Consider the following 17388-nt stretch of genomic DNA (forward strand, 5'->3'; position numbering starts at 1 on the left):
AGCCTTCCCTGTTTGTACGACAAACGCCCTTTCTCTGCTTTCGGCGGCAGTTAGTCACACTTCCTAACAAATTTATGCCCTTCTCTATATGTATTTTCTTAGGGTTTATAGAAGAGTATCGTTACACTATAACAATGTTGACGTAGGCGTTAACTTTGTATTTATTAAACCTGTCCAAAAACAATCAGATTAACGAAAAGAACAAGGATCACTGATGTCTAGAGTAAGTGTATTTTGTATTTCTGCCGCATTGCTCGGCAGTGCTATGCAGGTAAATGCTAAGGAAGGTATGTTCACGCCAGAACAGCTCCCTTCAATTGCTGGCGATTTGAAAGAGACTGGCTTGAAAATTCCTGCAAGCAGCATTAACGATTTAACCGCTTTCCCTATGGGCGCTATTGTTTCTCTTGGTGGGTGTTCAGCGTCGTTTGTCTCTGACGAAGGCTTAGCTGTTACTAATCACCACTGTGCACGTGGCTCTGTTCAATACAACAGCACCCCAGAAAATAACTATTTAAAAGATGGCTTTTTAGCAAAAACAATGGGGGATGAACTGCCCGCCGCGCCGGGTACGCGCATGTTCGTGACTGTCGATTTTTCTGATGTAACCGACAAAGTTATTGGCGGTATCAGTGATGATGTTCAAGGACGCGAGCGCTACGACTTAATTGAAGCAAACCGCAAAGCACTCATTGCAGAATGTGAATCTGAAGCAGGCTTCCGCTGCTCTGTACCTTCATTTTTCCAGGGTCTTGAATACAAACTTATTAAGCAAATGGAAATCCGTGACGTGCGTATTGCCTATGCACCTGCTGACTCTATCGGCAAATACGGCGGTGACATCGATAACTGGATGTGGCCTCGTCACACGGGAGATTTCTCTTTCTATCGTGCTTACGTAGGTAAAGACGGTAAACCCGCTGATTACAGTGAAGAGAACGTGCCGTTTAAACCTGATCATTTCTTAAAAGTTTCGGCAGCTGGACTTGAAGACGGTGATTTTGTGATGGCAGCGGGCTATCCTGGCTCTACAAATCGCTATGCACGTTTATCACAAGTTTCATACACGTTCGATTGGTTATATCCAACCTACCTTGAGCTAGTAGATGCGTGGATAAAAACAATTGAAAGTGCATCTGAAGAAGGCAGTGATGCGCGTATTAAATACGAAGCATTATTAGCGGGTTTAAACAACTTCCACAAAAACACCTTGGGTCAGCTTTCTGGCGCTAAGCGAGTTGGACTGGTTCCACGTCGTGCTGAGCGTGAAGAGCAACTAGCGGCTTGGCTTGATAAGAATAATAAGGGTAAGCTGAAAAAAGCCCTTGCTGACCTTGATGCAGTTAGTGCTGAACAAATGCAGATGAACAAGCAAAACTTCTGGTACAACAACCTAAGTCGTGCTCAGCTCTTATCTTCTGCCCAAACCCTTTATCGCAATGCAATTGAAAGAGAGAAGCCAGACGCCGAGCGTGAGTCTGGATTTCAGGAGCGTGATCAAATTCGTCTTAAAGAAGGCGTAGAGCGAATTGAACGCCGCTTTGACCCGACTGTCGATCTGGCAGTTTGGCAAAAAATGATCAGCATGTATCTAAAGCAGCCTGAAGAAAACCGCGTTGCAGCGTTTGACAAAGCTGTCGGCATTGACGGTAATACTGACAGCAAAACACTTCAAAAAAGGTTAAAAGCGTTTTATGACAACACGTCATTGAGCAGTACAGAAGAGCGCTTAAAATGGTTAACTGCAAGCCGCGCTGACTTTGAGAGCAGCAACGACCCGTTCATCAAACTTGCAGTTGCACTTTTCGATACTGAAATGGCCATCGAAGATAAAAGCAAAACGCTTAGCGGTAAAGCTGCTGCGCTTCGCCCAAAATACATGAGTGCGATCATCGAATGGCAAAAATCTTTGGGCGGCCTTGCTTACCCAGACGCTAACAGTACGCTTCGTGTGACTTACGGTAACGTAATGGGTGGTTCGCCAAAAGATGGTTTAATTTACGAACCCTTTACCCGTCTTGAAGGCATTACCGAAAAAGATACCGGCGAAACACCGTTTGATTCACCGAAAAAGCAGCTTGAGCTTATTGAAGACAAGCAATACGGACCTTACAAGCTAGATGCTATTAACAGCGTGCCGGTAAACTTTCTAACGGATTTAGATTCGACAGGCGGTAACTCGGGCTCAGCAACACTTAACGCAAATGCAGAGCTAATCGGTTTGTTGTTTGACGGTACGTTCGAAAGCGTTAATTCTGACTGGGATTTCGATCCGAAAACCACCCGTACTATTCACGTAGATACGCGCTACATGTTATGGGTAATGGAATACGTTGACGGTGCAACGAACCTGATTGAAGAAATGACCATAGTTAAATAGCAACATCCCAATAATGGGGTCAGAGTACTTTTTTCAGTATTTAATGTACTCTGACCCCATTATTTTATTTTAAGTTGCGGAGGCCTTGGGTGAGGAGTCGGTCTAGTGCGTTGGCGAAGTTTTGTTTGTCGCGCTGGGAGAAGGCCTTTGGACCGCCTGTGTGTTCGCCGCTCGAACGCATAGCTTCCATGAAATCTCGCATTCCCAGTATCTGCTTAATAGACGATTTGTCGTATTCTTCACCACGGTTATTTAGCGCTAGCGCATTTTTTGCCAGTACATCGGCGGCTAACGGAATGTCGTTGGTAATGACCAAGTCACCAGCTTCACACTTCTCTACTATATAGTCATCAGCAGCATCAAAGCCTGACGGTACTTGCGTTAAGGTTATGTGCTTGTCTGGTGGAACAGACATGGAATGGTTGGCCACCAAAGACAAAGGCAGCTTTGTACGTCTAGCTGCCTTAAAAAGAATGTCTTTGATCACTGCAGGGCACGCGTCGGCGTCAACCCATATATGCATGGTAGTATCTCGTAACTGAAACTAATTACGCTAGCATACCACCATCTACCACCACTGTCGTGCCTGTGGTGTAGCTTGATGCATCTGAAACTAAATACAGTACCGTGCCCGCCATTTCATCTGGGTCAGCGACGCGACCCAATGGAATAACTTTAAGCGCGTGTTTCAAGATTTGCTCGTTGGTCGTTAACGCTGAGGCAAATTTCGTATCGGTCAACCCCGGCAACAATGCGTTTACGCGAATGTTTAAGCTACCGCACTCTTTCGCAAACGACTTAGTCATGCTGATAACTGCCGCTTTGGTAATAGAGTATATACCCTGCATATCGCCCGGCGTTACGCCGTTAACAGAAGCTGTATTAAGTATAACGCCACCACCCTGCTCTTTCATCATTTTGCCAGCTTCAATCGACATGAAGAAATAACCACGAATATTTACGTCTACAGTTTTGTTGTAAGCGCCTAGATCAGTATCTAAGATGTGTCCGAAATAGGGGTTAGCCGCCGCATTGTTCACAAGAATGTCCAGCTTGCCGAAATCGCGCTTAATTACATCAAATGCTTCTGTAATTTGTTCCATTTCACCCACATGACACGCTAGCGCCGTCGCCTGCCCGCCCGCGTCGCGAATTGAAGTAGCAACCGCTTCACAGCCGTCAATTTTGCGGCTTGATACGATAACGTGCGCACCATACTGAGCAAGCAAACGGGCAATAGACTCACCGATGCCGCGGCTAGCACCTGTAACCAGTGCCACTTTTCCTGTTAAATCAAATAAATTGTTCATTAAACATTCCTTCTCTTGCTGTCTTTACACAAACTACGTAGCCTAGTGTCCTTTCTACGATAGCTGCATTTGTCTTGTACCAAGGCTTTTAAAGGCATCACAAAAATATAATTATCTACAGCCTTTCGTCTATCTAAATCGGACTTGGCGATTATGCCAACATTCCGCCGTCAAGCACGACTGACTGCCCTGTCATAAATGACGATTCGTCACTACATAACCACGCTATAGCATTAGCTATCTCTTCGGGTTTACCCAAACGCTTCATTGGGTTCGCACTGATTAGCCCTTTTTGGCCTCGTTCATCTAACTTTGATAACACGCCTTGTACCATAGGGGTGTCTACAAAACTGGGACAAACAGCGTTTATGCGAATATTCGCCCTGGCGTACTCCACCGCTGCCGATTTAGTCAACCCAATTACCCCGTGTTTCGACGCACTATAAGCACTTATCATAGGCGCTGAACGCAACCCAGCTACAGAGGCAATATTGATAATGTGGCCGCCACCTGTTGCCGTCATATGCTTCAGCGCGTTTTTCATGCAGTACCATACGCCTGCTAAGTTAACCTGAATGTTTTTCATAAACATGGCGTCATCGACTTCGGTAAGTGGCGCGGGAAAATGATCGATACCTGCGTTATTTATGATCACGTCAATTTTCTCAAGATGAGAAATCGCCGTGTCAAACATTGCTTTGACCTGAGCAGGTTCGGTAACGTCAACAGTCACTGCATAGGCTTTACCACCAGCTTCAATGATTTCTTTAGCCAATGCATTTGCGTTATCTTCATTTAAATCGGCAATTCCGACTATTGCACCACGTGCGCTTAATACGCGAGCCGATGCAGCGCCGATACCTGATCCACCGCCAGTAATAAGAATATGCTTGCCTTCAACATTTGCAGCTACATTCATTAGCTGTACTCCAATTTAGTTAACAAGCGCAGTGCGTTTAAATAGAGGCCGCTGCGCATTCTGATTGTTTTGAACGATTAGAAATAACTCGCTTTTACGTTGTTACATGTCGCCTCACGCGAAGACAGTACCTCAATATCACGGCTTACAAGTGGCAATTCCCAATTTAAAAAGTACTCTGCTGCAGCCAATTTACCTTCGTAGAAATCAACGTCCTGTTCGCCAGCACCGTTACTTATTGCTTGCTCGGCAACGTTTGCTTGTCGTAGCCAAATCCAGCTCACTACGCAGCTAGAAAATATATTTAAGAAGCAGCTTGCGTTGGTGAGCAATACGGACTGTTTATCAGAGCGTAGATCTGCTGCTGCTTGCTGAATTAAAACGCCAAGCTGGTCTAAGTAAGGTTTTAATTTTACAGCCAGCGTCTTTGCTCTTGGCGTTTCTGCGCGTTTCATGTCGCTTGTTACTCGCGCTAGTAAAACTTGTAAACCTTTACCGTCGTGCTGCCACAACTTTCTTCCTAGCAGGTCTAACGCCTGAATACCATTCGTACCCTCGTGTATCGGGTTTAAGCGGTTATCTCGCCAGCACTGCTCAACAGGATATTCACGGGTGTAGCCTGCTCCACCCAGAATTTGAATCGCCAAATCGTTGGCTTTAGGGCCAAACTCCGAAGGCCATGCTTTAAACACCGGTGTTAATAAATCTAGCAGTTGGGAAAGCTCGGTACGCTTTTCACTGTCAGTTTCCGTTTCCATCTCATCGATGAGCATACTGCCGTATAAGCAAAGTGACATACCGCCTTCACAATACGCTTTTTGCGCTAGCAGCATACGTCGTACATCGCCATGATTAATAATAGGCGTCGGATCGTCTTCGGGTGCTAAATTAGGTGCAGCGCGGCCTTGGGTACGATCTTTTGCATATTCCAATGAATAGCGATAACCGCGATACCCTATCATGGCTGCGCCGTAGCCCACACCAATGCGCGCTTCGTTCATCATCATGAACATGTAGCGCAAACCTTGATGTGGTTCGCCAATTAGATACCCATGACAATCACCATTTTCGCCAAACGTAAGTGCGGTTGAAGTGGTACCGCGATAACCCATTTTGTGAATAAGGCCTGCAAGCGTTACGTCGTTGCGTACATCTGGATTGCCATCAGTGTTTAGTCGATATTTAGGCACGGCAAATAAGGAAATACCTTTTACGCCCGCTGGGCCACCTGGAATTTTTGCAAGTACCAAATGAACAATATTGTCAGAAAGCTCATGCTCACCGCCTGAGATATAAATTTTGCTGCCTTTTATGCGATATGTACCATCATCTTGCAGCCTCGCTGACGTGCGAATATCAGCAAGTGAGGAGCCAGCATGCGGCTCGGTAAGCGCCATTGTTCCGGTAAAATCGCCCGCTAGCATTTTTGACAGAAACGCACTTTTGATATCATCTGAGGCAAAATGCTTAATTACATTCGCAGCCGCCGCTGTTAGAAACGGATATGCAGTAGACGACGGGTTTGCCGCTAAGAAATAGCCCGCACAGGCATTCATCACGGTTACTGGAAGCTGCATGCCGCCGTCTTCAAAATCGAAATGCCCCGCGATAAAGCCCGATTCCCTGTATGTATCGAAGGCGACTTTTACATCGTCGATCATTGATACTTTGGTACCATCAAAAGTAGGCTCATTTTTATCAGCCACTGCGTTATGAGGAAGAAATAACTCTTCTGCCATTTTTTCAGCCATATCAATGACGGCATTGAAGGTTTCTACATTGTGCTCTTCAAAGCGTTTGTTTTCACACAGTGCTGCCGTGTTTAATACCTCGTACAGTTGAAACTGCATTTCACGGCGTGGTATGAGTTGATCGGCCATGGTGTCCTGTCCTCTACGAATGATTGTTAATGCATTGTGTCATATTCGTTATCGTGCCATCATTGTCATTTATGACACAATAATGGCTAATACTGCCAATAATCACTGAAGCTTATTAGCTTTTATAAACTGAATTATCTTTATGAATGACACTAAATTTACGGTAACCGTGCTCGGCTTTAATCAAGCCTTAGCGTCTGCCATTACTGGGGCGCTTGACGTATTTGCGTTTGCTGGCATCAGTTGGCAGCGTATTCACGGCTTACCTACTAGCCCTCAGTTCAAAGTGCAGCTTGCGAGTTATCACGGCCAGCCCATTCTCTGTTCGAATCAAGTTTTGCTACAGCCGAATATCGCAATTGAAGATGTGTCTCACACCGATGTATTGTTAATTCCCACAATTGGCGGTGACATTGATGAAGTCATGAATGACACGCAGTCATTATTGGTTCACATAAAGCGCCTAAAGAAAATAGGGGCGGATATTGCTGCCAACTGCACAGGAACTTTTTTACTAGCGCAAACTGGGTTATTAAACAATAAGACGGCTACCACTCACTGGGGGTATGCTGATAAGTTCAAAACCCAATTTCCGTACGTTAATTTGCAATCAGAGAAAATGGTAACGGAAGACGATACGGTTTTCTGCGCGGGCGGGGGTATGGCATGGATTGACTTATCGATACTTTTAATTGAACGATACTGCGGGCACCAGATAGCCAGCGATACGGCAAAATCCCATGTGTTGGATGTATCTAGGACGAACCAAACTGTATACGCAAGTAGTCGTCATCGACAGTTTCACTCAGACAAGGATATTAAAGCGGTACAGTCGTTTCTAGAAAGAAACTTACAAAGCAAATGTACGCTGCATGACCTAGCAGTGCGGCACAATATGACAGAACGCACGCTAATTCGACGTTTCAAGAATGCATGCGACACCACGCCTGGTCAGTATTTACAATCGTTACGTATTGAACACGCCAGAAAACTTTTGGAAACCTCCAGTATGCCTCTTGAGCGCTTGATCGGTGCTGTGGGGTACGAAGATCTAAGCTCTTTTACTCGGCTTTTTAAAAAAACTACGGGGTTGTCCCCCTCTCAATATAGAACAAAATTCAAAAGAAGTTGATGTTTAGAACATACATAAAGGTAAACGCACCAAAAATTGTCGCTGCAAAGGATAATTTGTACCACTCCCGCTCACAGAGTGCTTTTCGACATATAAATGTAACCAATATGGTGCATTTGCGGTAAAAGCAACCTTGTTTTGCACAAATATGAAGTTTTTATCGTAAAGTTTGTGTAAAATGCAGCGCCAAGCATAGATTGTAAATTTTTGTGCTAAAACACTACAAAAGTATAAATTTAAAATCATCTTGGTGAAAACATGAGAACACACAAAATTGCCTCACTAGCGCTTGCCGTTAGTGCTGCGTTCAGCTCTTCAGTTCTTGCACAAGAGGCCGCAACGACAGAAAAAAAAGAAGCCTCACTTGAACAAATTACCGTAACTGCGCAAAAGCGCACCCAGTCAATTCAGGAAGTGCCTATTTCTGTAGCGACTCTAAGCGGTGAAAAATTCGAAAGCCTTTTCTCTGGCGGTGAGGATATCCTTGCTTTAGCTGTTCGTGTACCTGGTCTTTACGCCGAGTCATCTAATGGTCGTGTTGCGCCTCGCTTCTACATTCGTGGTTTAGGTAACACCGATTTCGACTTAGCTGCATCACAGCCTGTTTCTATTATCATGGACGAAGTGGTAATGGAGAATGTGGTACTGAAAAGCTTCCCGCTTTTCGACGTACAACAAGTTGAGGTGCTTCGCGGTCCACAAGGTACTCTTTTCGGTCGAAACACCACAGCGGGTATCATTAAATTTGATACCGTAAAGCCTACACAAGATGTTGAAGGATATGCGAAAGCTGGCTTTGGCTCTTACGGTACTATGAATTTTGAAGGCGCCATTAGCGGCGGCCTTACTGATGAGCTTTCTGCGCGTTTATCATTGCTATCACAAGAACGCGACGACTACATTGATAATGCCTTTACAGGCGAAAACGATGCAATTGGTGGCTACGACGAAAAAGCCTATCGTCTACAGCTTCTTTGGGAGCCATCAGCTGACTTCTCTGCCCTACTAAACGTTCACGGTCGTGAACTTGAAGGTACAGCCTCTATTTTCCGCGCAAATGTCTTCGACAAAGGCAGTAATGAACTTAACGCAAACTACGATCGTGAAACCGTATACTACGATGGCGATCTACAAGGCGACGGAATTGATAACAACCCACAAGAGTACGACGGTTTTGGTGCTTCACTTAAACTAGAGTACGACATGGATGAGGTTACCTTTACGTCAATATCAGCAATTGAAACAGCTGACGGTTCGAGCCTAGGCGACGTTGATGGTGGCTTTAATCTTGCCGACGGTACATCAGGCCCTGGCTTTATTCCTTTCTCTGCGGTAACGCAAGATAACTTGGACGATCTAGAGCAATACACGCAAGAGTTTAGATTAGCTAGCAACACTACTGATGCTCTGAACTGGCAGCTAGGTGCTTTCTACTACGATGCTTCATTTAACGTTACCAGCATCGATGGCTTGTTTGGTGCAACCACAGTTTTCCATGAAAACCAAACGTGGGCGGTTTTCGGTCAGACATCTTATCAAATAAACGAAAAGCTAAACGTTACCGCAGGTATTCGCTACACTCACGACTCAAAAAGTCTAATTGTTGGCGAACAAAATACAAATGGTGATTGTTTAACACTAGATTTCAACAACGATGGGATTATGGAGTGCGAGATTCAGGACTATGACGACATTGATGTAGACGACGGTCAAACTAGCTTTGAATTAAGCGCAAACTATCGCGTTACTGATGATATGTCTGTTTTTGCTCGCTACGCTAACGGCTTCCGTGCTCAAACAATTCAAGCTCGTGACGTTGCATTTGAAGGCTCGCCTTCAGTTGCAGACGCTGAAACGATCAACTCATTTGAACTTGGTATTAAGTCGGACTTATTCGATGACTCACTTCGCCTAAACGCTGCAGCATTCTATTACACAGTAGATGACATGCAGTTCTCAGCAATTGGTGGTGGCAACAACTTTACTGCCCTTGTAAATGCTGACAAAGGCGAAGCTTACGGTTTTGAAGTAGACGCGCAATGGCTAGCGACTGATGAGCTTACATTTACAGCGGGTTACAGCTACAACCACACTGAGATTAAAGATGATTCATTGACTGTTTCTCCGTGTGGTACTAACCCTGACTTTGGTTCTACAGGTAACTGTACAGTAACTGATCCTCGTCCAGACGGCTTCGTGGCTTCTATCGATGGTAACCCATTCCCACAGGCGCCAGAGTCTATCTTTAACTTCACAGCACGCTACACCATTCCTATGGGTGATGATGGCGAGTTCTTCGTATTTACTGATTGGGCGTTCCAAGGTGAAACAAACATCTTCCTATACGAAGCGGTTGAGTTCACTACTGACGACAACTTTGAAGGCGGTCTACGTATTGGTTACGAAAACTTCGCGCACAACTACACAGTAGCGCTATTTGGTCGTAACATTACTGATGAAGACAATGTTAAAGGTGCAATCGACTTCAACAACCTGACAGGTATCGTAAATGAGCCGCGCGTTTGGGGTGTTGAGTTCAAGTACACTTACTATTAAGCAAGGATAAGTAGCGACTTTATTTACAGTAGCTACATTATTGATGAAAAGCGGTGGCGTTAAAAAACGGCACCGCTTTTTTTATGTCTTTTACGCCGCCATATGAATATCAGAACTAGGCATTTGCACTAGCTGCTGTAGCTTTCTACACACCTGCACCCAGCGCGCCACCTTTTGATAATAAACCTGCTCAATTAACTGACCTTTTTCGTTAAACAAAAAGCTCGCTAACTTCCCCTTATTACCTGGCATATAAAAGTGATGTACCGTGAATTGATGGGACAAAGGGGCATGTGCGACTTTTTGATACATACAGAAAGGCAACCCGTTTGCGCGCTCGTCGCCACCAGTTAAACGACTGCGGCGCTGAAACGAGTCTGAACCTAACTCTGCCATAATACCGTGTTTAGAAATAAGCTCGTCGACCGCTTTAATGCCTGTTTGCATAACTATCTCCTAAACGTTGCGCTTTTTAGCGAACCAAGATAAGACTCAAAATAAACCATACTGATATTTATACAGTATATGTCCATTTGTTTAAAATGCAAACAAAAAAGCCGCTTTTTAAAGCGGCTTCTATTTAATAGCAGTATATATGCGCTAGTCGAGAGCGGATTCCAAAAAGGCCCACTGGTCGGCATACCCTTCTATTTGCATCCACGTTGGCGTACCCGCACCGTGACCAGCTCGAGTTTCAACACGAAGTAGAATTGGGTTATCGCAGCTTTGGTCAGCCTGTAGTTGGGCTGCAAATTTATAGCTGTGCCACGGCACAACACGGTCGTCGTGATCACCTGTAGTGACTAATGTAGCTGGGAAGCACGTGCCCGGCTTGGTGTTGTGAAGTGGCGAATAAGCATAAAGCGCTTCAAATTCGTCTTTGTTTTCACTTAACCCATAATCAGAGGACCATGCTCGCGCATTTGCACTAGGTGTGTGATAGCGAAGCATATCTAACACGCCGACTGCAGGTAAGGCAGCAGAGAAGAGATCCGGGCGCTGTGTTAAGGTCGCACCAACAAGCAAACCGCCATTCGAGCCACCTTGAATACCCATTTTATCAGGCGTGGTGTAGCCACTTTCAACCAAATACTCGCCCGCTGCGATAAAGTCATCAAATACGTTTTGCTTATCTAACTTAGTCCCAGCCTTGTGCCATCGTTGCCCATACTCACCACCACCACGTAAGTTAGCTATGGCCAGTACATTGCCCTGCTCTACCCATACCATGCGTGATACTGAATAGCGGGGCAGCAGTGAAATATTAAAACCACCATACCCGTACAGTAACGTTTTATTATTTCCATCTAACTTCAAGCCTTTTTTATGCACGATAAACATCGGAACTTTTGTTCCATCTTTACTGGTGTAAAAAATTTGCTTTGTTTCGTAATCATCATAATTAACACCTGTATCGATGGATTTAAATAATGATGACTCGCCGCTTTTTACGTCGTACGCAAATACTTGGCCAGGATTTGTGAATCCCGTAAGTTTATAGAACGTTGTATCGGCATTTTTGCTTCCGTAAAACCCGCTTACACTTCCAATATCAGTAAACGCAATTTCATCTATTTTTTCGCCGTTTATATCAAATACACTTACCTGCCCTTTTACATCTTTTAGATACTGAGCAAAAAGTTTTTCACCCAATAGTGAAACGCTCGACAAGGTATCAGATGTACTTTCAATTACGGTTTCCGTTGCTTTAACGCCACCATCGAAATCAACCTTAATAACCTTACCTGTAGGGGCATTTGCTGTAGATGTGAAAAATAACTCGTCGTCATGCTCGCCAATTAGGTCGTAACGGCCATCCCATTTGTCGAAAACCGGAACGAGCTCACTGTTATCATTTACCAGCGATTTAGCATAAACACCATTCGCCTGATATCCCTCGAACACAGAAATGAGCAGTGTTTTGCCATCTTGAACAACCGAAGGATAAGGGTTCCATGTGGCTTTATTGTCAAACGCGAAAACTTTTTTGTCTTCACTCTGTGCTGTACCTATTGCGTGAAAATAGATAGATACGGTTTGGCTGTCATCATACTTACCTGCTTTATTTTTAGGGTAACGGGAATAGAAAAAGCCGCTCTCATCAGGCAGCCACGCAATATTCGTAAACTTAATACCTTTGATGGTATCCGTTAAATCCGACTTGCTGCTGGTGTTGCGAATGTGAATGGTTTTCCAGTCGGTGCCTCCATCAGATAGCATATAGGCTAAATACGAGGCTTTAGGACTTAGTTCTGTTGACGCCATAGACACGGTGCCATCTTCACTCAGGGTATTTGGGTCAATCAGAACTTCAGGCTCACCGTTAACGCCATCAGCCATATAAAGCACGTATTGATTCTGTAAGCCGTCGTTATAAGAGTAAAACAGCTTGCCGTTTACCATATAGGGTGTTGAATATTTTTCGTAATCCCACAACGCCGTTAAACGTTCTTTGTATCGCTCTCTAGAGGGCAATTTTGCCAGATAAGGGCGAGCAAGGTTGTTTTGAGACTCAACCCACGCGCTTACCTCTTCGCTCTTTTCTTCCTCTAGCCAGCGGTATGGGTCGCTAACCACAGTACCATGATAGTCATCCTGTTGCGCTACAGTTCTGGTTTCTGGATAACCAGGCACTTTCGGCATAGTAATGTTTTTGGTTTCACTTTTTACCGAAGCGGTATTCGCGGTGTAAGAGGTTGTGCAGGCCAAGGTTAGGCCTGCAGAGGCTGCTACTATGACAGCGTATATTAGATTTTTCTTCATTTTTATTCCTCAAACGAAAAATGCCGGTCTTAACCGGCATTTTCTATTTAGCTTTCTGTCGTAATTTGTGCGTGTTTTCGACCTCTAAACACGCCCTTAATGTCATTTAGAATGAGGTATAGTGCTGGGACAAGCAGCAAGGTGATCACTGTGGCAAATAAGATACCAAAGGCCAATGAGATAGCCATAGGGATCACAACCTGAGCCTGTAAACTGCGCTCAAAAACAATCGGCATCAGCCCCATAAAGGTTGTTAATGAGGTAAGTATGATTGCTCTGAAACGCTGTGTACCGGCACTGATTGCAGCGTCCATGAGCGACATGCCTTCTTTGCGTGCCCGGTTAACGAAATCCACCATGATCAAGCTGTCGTTAACTACCACCCCAGACAACGCAATTATACCGCAGATAGAAAGTACGCTTACCGCCATGCCTAATACCAAATGCCCAACAATGGCCCCCACAATACCAAACGGAATAACCGACATGATAATGAAGGGCTGGCTGTAAGATTTAAGCGGAATAGCAAGCAAGGTGTAAATGGCAAAGAGTGCAAATAGAAGTCCCTGCATAAGGCTAATCATAGCGTCAGCCTGTTCCTTTGAGTTTCCTTGAAGCTGGAAATCCACATTAGGATAACGCGCAAGTAGATCCGGCATCAGATTTTCAATCACATCGTTGGTTACTTCTGACGGGTCAAGCAACGCTTTATCCACTGCACCAGTTACGGTTACCGAGCGTTTACCGTCGACACGAAGGATTGAATCAAAGCCCTGACCTACCGTGAACGTCGCCACTTGCTCAAACGGTATTTCCTGACCATTGGGCGCGCGTATACGCATGTTTTCAAGGTGTTCAATAGAGCTACGTTCTGTCTTTGGATAACGTACCATCACTTTAATTTCTTCATCGTCACGCTGAATACGCTGTACTTCCGCGCCATAGAAACCAAAGCGAACCTGCTGACCCAAATCACGCAAAGAAATGCCTAACGCATCGGCCTGTGGCTTGAGTGCTAGCTGAATTTCTTCGCTACCGCCTGAGAAGGTGTCATTGATGTCGGTAACACCTTCGTATTTATCCAAGGCTTCTTTCAGTTCGTCGCTAATTGCACGCAGTGCTTTTATATCACTCGAACTGAATTCAAAGCTAAGATCGGAACCACCACCAGGGCCACCCGGAGAGCTTATATTAAACGACTTAACCCCCGGGATTTCTGGTAACTCTTCGCGCCACATATCTTGAATCTCGAAGTCTGTCAGCGTACGCGTTTCGCCTTTGGTAAGCTCTGCGAAAATCTCGCCCCCAAGATTGCCGTTATCAAAGGCAATGGCGTGTTTTATAACATTTTCACCTGACTCTTCAGCTACTTTGTCGTCCATGCGGTGCATGGCCTCGCGAAGCGTAGTAAGAACATTATCACGCTGTTCAAGCGATGAGCCTGGCTCAAGCTCGAAACTTGCAATCATAAAATCGCTAGGAATATTCGGGAAAAATACAAAACGCACAATACCACCACCGAACAAACCTACTGTAAGGATCAGCATAGCCATAAACACAGCAACCGTGGTGTAGCGATTTCGAACTGCTTTAGCCAAAAATGGCGCGTATTTATTGTTTATAAACGTCTTAATACCTTCGCTGAAAAAATCTCGAAACTTTTGAAATCTGTTCGCTTTTTCGGGATCGTATGGCTTAAGCTTCATGTGTACCAAGTGAGCCGGCAATATTAGTTTGGACTCAATGAGCGAGAAAATAAGGCATACGATAACCACCATACCGATGGTTTTCCAAATAATGCCGAACGGCCCAGATACCATAAGCATTGGCGAGAATGCGGCAATGGTTGTCAAAACGCCAAATGTCGCGGGCATGGCCACCTTTTTGACGCCCACTATAACGTTTTCAGCGCTATGGCCCTTTTTGTCTATTTCAGAATACGCCGACTCCCCCATGATGATGGCGTCATCAACCACAATACCCAGCACAAGAATAAACGCGAACAGGCTAAGCATGTTGATAGACACACCAATAATATCTAGCGGCATAACTAGCAAGGTGCCAAGAAAACAAACCGGCAAGCCCACAATGACCCAAAACGCGAGCTTAATTTTTAAAAACAAAGAAAGTACCAAGAAAACCAGCAGCGCTCCGAAGAACATGTTTTCCAGCATCATGTTGAGCCGGTCCGCTAAGTAGAACGAACTGTCGCCCCACGTATCAGCTGTGATATGCGCTGGGAATTCCGATTTCTGACTCTCAATATAGGTATTAACTTGCTCAGAGATTTCTAATGCGTTTTGATCGCCTACCGCACGTACGCGCAAACTAACAGCGGGTTTATCGTCGAATAGCGCATATTGGTTATTTTCAATAAAACCATCGTTGATATATGCCACATCGCCTAATGTCACACGCGTGCCGTTTCCGTTTGTTACTAATACAATCTGCGAAAAATCCCAGCCAGTGTAGGCTTGCCCTTTCGTTCTAAGCAAAATATCGCCATTTTCAGTGCGAATTGAGCCGCCGGGTAAATCGACGCTGGTTTGACTTAAACGCGCAACGACATCGGCGAATGTAAGGTTGTATTTTTGCAAGTCGACTTCCGAAAGCTCAACAGAAATCTCATAGTCCCTTGCCCCAACAACTTGGACACTTGAAATACCGGGCAGATTAGCAATGTCGTCGCGCAAGTCTTTAGCAAACTCTTTTAACTCTCTTTCAGATGCATCACCGTAAACCGAGAGCCAAATTACGTCTTGTTGTATTTTTTGACGATAAATAACGGGCTTTTCAGTGTCTGCGGGGAAGCTCGGAATGGCGTCAACTTGTACTTTTACTTCATCAAGTAAAGATTGAACATCATAGTCTTCTTCCACCTGAATACTTACCGTACCCATACCTTCAACGGCTGTGGAATTAAGCTGCTTGATGCCCTCTAAGTCCTTAATGGACTCCTCAATTTTAAGCAGTACGCCCTCTTCTACTTCCTGAGGCGCAGCGCCCAAATATGGCACGCGAACATTGATAACGTCTATCTCGAAATTGGGAAATACTTGCTTCTGAATACTGAAGGCACCAAATAATCCGCCAACCACAAGCAACCACATCAGAAGGTTTGCAGCTACGCTGTTACGCGCGAACCAGGCAATAAGCCCTTTATTGGTATCAATGCGGCTCATTCGCTATCACCTTCGGTGGACGTGCTCTCTAATTTATCGGTATCTCCGCTAGCATCCGATTCAGCGGCATCAGATAGCACTGGCTCATCACCTGGTAGACGAACTTTCATGCCATTATACGGGTTTGGTACGGCACTTCTCACTACCAGGCTTCCATGCTCAATACCAGAACGAATAAACACTTCTTTAGCAGTTGTGCGCGCAACCTCAACAGGCTTTATTTCAATCTCACGATTGTCGTTAACAGTCAATACGGTATTGTCTAAACGCAAAATGCTACGAGGCAACACCACCAATTCTTCATTCTGACGAGATGTGATTTCTGCTTCTACAAACTGACCAAAACGCAGGGGGGCATTGTGTGAAGATTTTAGATTGTAAGGATCTTGTACTTCCACAATCGCATATACTACTCGGCTGCCCGTATCTAAAATACCTTCTGAACGTACCAGTTTACCTTCCCAAGTGCGTTTCACACCGCCCACAGAGGCCGTTAACGAAACCGGAGCGCCGTCATTGGACTGTCCGGCGATATTGATAAACATTAAATCGCTGTCAGTAATAGGTAGCCTGACTTCTGCGGTATCGGTGGAGTAAACGGTACCAAGCACTGCGCCCATTGATACAAACTGACCCAAGTCAATATTACGTTCAACCACAATACCATTATAAGGGGCTGTGATTTGGGTTCTTGCCAAATTGCGTTTCGCGCGCTCTAGTTTGGCCTCTGCTGCTTTAACGTTTGCTTGTTCTTTTGCCAGTTGCGGCTTGCGTAAACCTAATTCGGGCGGTGCAACGCTACTTACCGAACGCCATTCTTGTTCTGCTACTTTGCCGCGAGCTATTTCTTCCTGCAGCGCTGCTTGCGCTTGAGCTAATTCAGCCTCTGCAAGCTTAAGATCAGTACGATAATCATCTTGCTCAAGTGTCGCCAGTACATCGCCTTTTTTGAACGTTCCTCCTGCAATGAACACATCAGACAAACTTACCACTTGACCACTGACTTGGGCGCTTAACGAGGTTTTATTTCTTGGAACAACATTACCCTGAGACTTTACGATAAAGCTCACGGCCTCTGCTGTTGCTTCTTTCGCTTCAACCAAAAAAGCCGGAATTTCTACTGGTACTTGCTCTGGTGGCTTACGTGATTTGATCATGACTGTAGCGGCGATAAACGCGACCAAAACTATGATTAGTGGAATGCCACTTTTCATCAAGATGGAGTTTTTCATTTACTATCCCTAGGAACGAAGGAAATCCACGCGA

At 45.0% G+C, this 17388-nt stretch carries 11 protein-coding genes; 3 read left to right on the plus strand and 8 right to left on the minus strand.

Annotated elements, in window-relative coordinates; all coding sequences use genetic code 11:
- Window positions 1-214 precede the first annotated feature (214 nt).
- The gene (locus V7R42_RS10610) at window positions 215-2380 is read left to right on the plus strand and encodes a S46 family peptidase (RefSeq protein ID WP_334020182.1); all 2166 of its coding nucleotides are present in this window, start codon (window positions 215-217) and stop codon (window positions 2378-2380) included.
- 64 nt (window positions 2381-2444) lie between these two features.
- Here V7R42_RS10610 and V7R42_RS10615 read toward each other — a convergent pair whose 3' ends face one another.
- The 4 genes from V7R42_RS10615 to V7R42_RS10630 form a co-directional block, all read right to left on the minus strand.
- Window positions 2445-2903, minus strand: a complete 459-nt coding sequence (locus tag V7R42_RS10615; RefSeq protein ID WP_334020184.1) for a YaiI/YqxD family protein — start codon at window positions 2901-2903, stop codon at window positions 2445-2447.
- A gap of 25 nt (window positions 2904-2928) precedes the next feature.
- Complete coding sequence (locus V7R42_RS10620) at window positions 2929-3690, minus strand: SDR family oxidoreductase (protein ID WP_334020185.1); 762 nt, start codon at window positions 3688-3690, stop codon at window positions 2929-2931.
- A gap of 151 nt (window positions 3691-3841) precedes the next feature.
- The gene (locus V7R42_RS10625) at window positions 3842-4609 is read right to left on the minus strand and encodes an SDR family NAD(P)-dependent oxidoreductase (RefSeq protein WP_334020186.1); all 768 of its coding nucleotides are present in this window, start codon (window positions 4607-4609) and stop codon (window positions 3842-3844) included.
- Window positions 4610-4686: 77 nt separating this feature from the next.
- Window positions 4687-6489: an acyl-CoA dehydrogenase gene (locus V7R42_RS10630; RefSeq protein WP_334020187.1), complete on the minus strand. Its 1803-nt coding sequence runs from the start codon at window positions 6487-6489 to the stop codon at window positions 4687-4689.
- 142 nt (window positions 6490-6631) lie between these two features.
- On the opposite strand from V7R42_RS10630, the gene V7R42_RS10635 reads away from it, so the two are divergent.
- Both V7R42_RS10635 and V7R42_RS10640 read left to right on the plus strand, forming a co-directional pair.
- The gene (locus tag V7R42_RS10635; RefSeq protein ID WP_334020188.1) at window positions 6632-7621 is read left to right on the plus strand and encodes a GlxA family transcriptional regulator; all 990 of its coding nucleotides are present in this window, start codon (window positions 6632-6634) and stop codon (window positions 7619-7621) included.
- A 258-nt stretch (window positions 7622-7879) separates the two neighbouring features.
- Window positions 7880-10177: a TonB-dependent receptor gene (locus V7R42_RS10640; RefSeq protein WP_334020190.1), complete on the plus strand. Its 2298-nt coding sequence runs from the start codon at window positions 7880-7882 to the stop codon at window positions 10175-10177.
- Window positions 10178-10267: 90 nt separating this feature from the next.
- Here V7R42_RS10640 and V7R42_RS10645 read toward each other — a convergent pair whose 3' ends face one another.
- The 4 genes from V7R42_RS10645 to V7R42_RS10660 all read right to left on the minus strand — a co-directional run bounded on the left by V7R42_RS10645 (window position 10268) and on the right by V7R42_RS10660 (window position 17354).
- On the minus strand, window positions 10268-10624 hold the full coding sequence (locus tag V7R42_RS10645) for a hypothetical protein (RefSeq protein WP_334020191.1): 357 nt from the start codon (window positions 10622-10624) through the stop codon (window positions 10268-10270).
- A 153-nt stretch (window positions 10625-10777) separates the two neighbouring features.
- Window positions 10778-12940 (minus strand): prolyl oligopeptidase family serine peptidase, encoded by a 2163-nt coding sequence (locus tag V7R42_RS10650; RefSeq protein WP_334020192.1) that lies wholly within the window; start codon window positions 12938-12940, stop codon window positions 10778-10780.
- A gap of 47 nt (window positions 12941-12987) precedes the next feature.
- Window positions 12988-16122, minus strand: a complete 3135-nt coding sequence (locus tag V7R42_RS10655; protein ID WP_334020193.1) for an efflux RND transporter permease subunit — start codon at window positions 16120-16122, stop codon at window positions 12988-12990.
- Complete coding sequence (locus V7R42_RS10660) at window positions 16119-17354, minus strand: efflux RND transporter periplasmic adaptor subunit (protein WP_334020194.1); 1236 nt, start codon at window positions 17352-17354, stop codon at window positions 16119-16121. Before V7R42_RS10660 ends, V7R42_RS10655 begins: the two co-directional genes overlap by 4 nt.
- Between the last annotated feature and the right edge of the window lie 34 nt (window positions 17355-17388).

Origin of the sequence: Alteromonas sp. S015 (genome assembly GCF_036864485.1) — a bacterium.
In the GTDB taxonomy this organism is placed as follows: Bacteria; Pseudomonadota; Gammaproteobacteria; order Enterobacterales; family Alteromonadaceae; genus Alteromonas.

Bases quoted from the DNA above. Each gene is read 5' to 3' on its own strand.
- V7R42_RS10610 (WP_334020182.1), top strand. From the start codon at position 215: ATGTCTAGAGTAAGTGTATTTTGTATTTCTGCCGCATTGCTCGGCAGT.
- V7R42_RS10615 (WP_334020184.1), bottom strand. From the start codon at position 2,903: ATGCATATATGGGTTGACGCCGACGCGTGCCCTGCAGTGATCAAAGAC.
- V7R42_RS10620 (WP_334020185.1), bottom strand. From the start codon at position 3,690: ATGAACAATTTATTTGATTTAACAGGAAAAGTGGCACTGGTTACAGGT.
- V7R42_RS10625 (WP_334020186.1), bottom strand. From the start codon at position 4,609: ATGAATGTAGCTGCAAATGTTGAAGGCAAGCATATTCTTATTACTGGC.
- V7R42_RS10630 (WP_334020187.1), bottom strand. From the start codon at position 6,489: ATGGCCGATCAACTCATACCACGCCGTGAAATGCAGTTTCAACTGTAC.
- V7R42_RS10635 (WP_334020188.1), top strand. From the start codon at position 6,632: ATGAATGACACTAAATTTACGGTAACCGTGCTCGGCTTTAATCAAGCC.
- V7R42_RS10640 (WP_334020190.1), top strand. From the start codon at position 7,880: ATGAGAACACACAAAATTGCCTCACTAGCGCTTGCCGTTAGTGCTGCG.
- V7R42_RS10645 (WP_334020191.1), bottom strand. From the start codon at position 10,624: ATGCAAACAGGCATTAAAGCGGTCGACGAGCTTATTTCTAAACACGGT.
- V7R42_RS10650 (WP_334020192.1), bottom strand. From the start codon at position 12,940: ATGAAGAAAAATCTAATATACGCTGTCATAGTAGCAGCCTCTGCAGGC.
- V7R42_RS10655 (WP_334020193.1), bottom strand. From the start codon at position 16,122: ATGAGCCGCATTGATACCAATAAAGGGCTTATTGCCTGGTTCGCGCGT.
- V7R42_RS10660 (WP_334020194.1), bottom strand. From the start codon at position 17,354: ATGAAAAACTCCATCTTGATGAAAAGTGGCATTCCACTAATCATAGTT.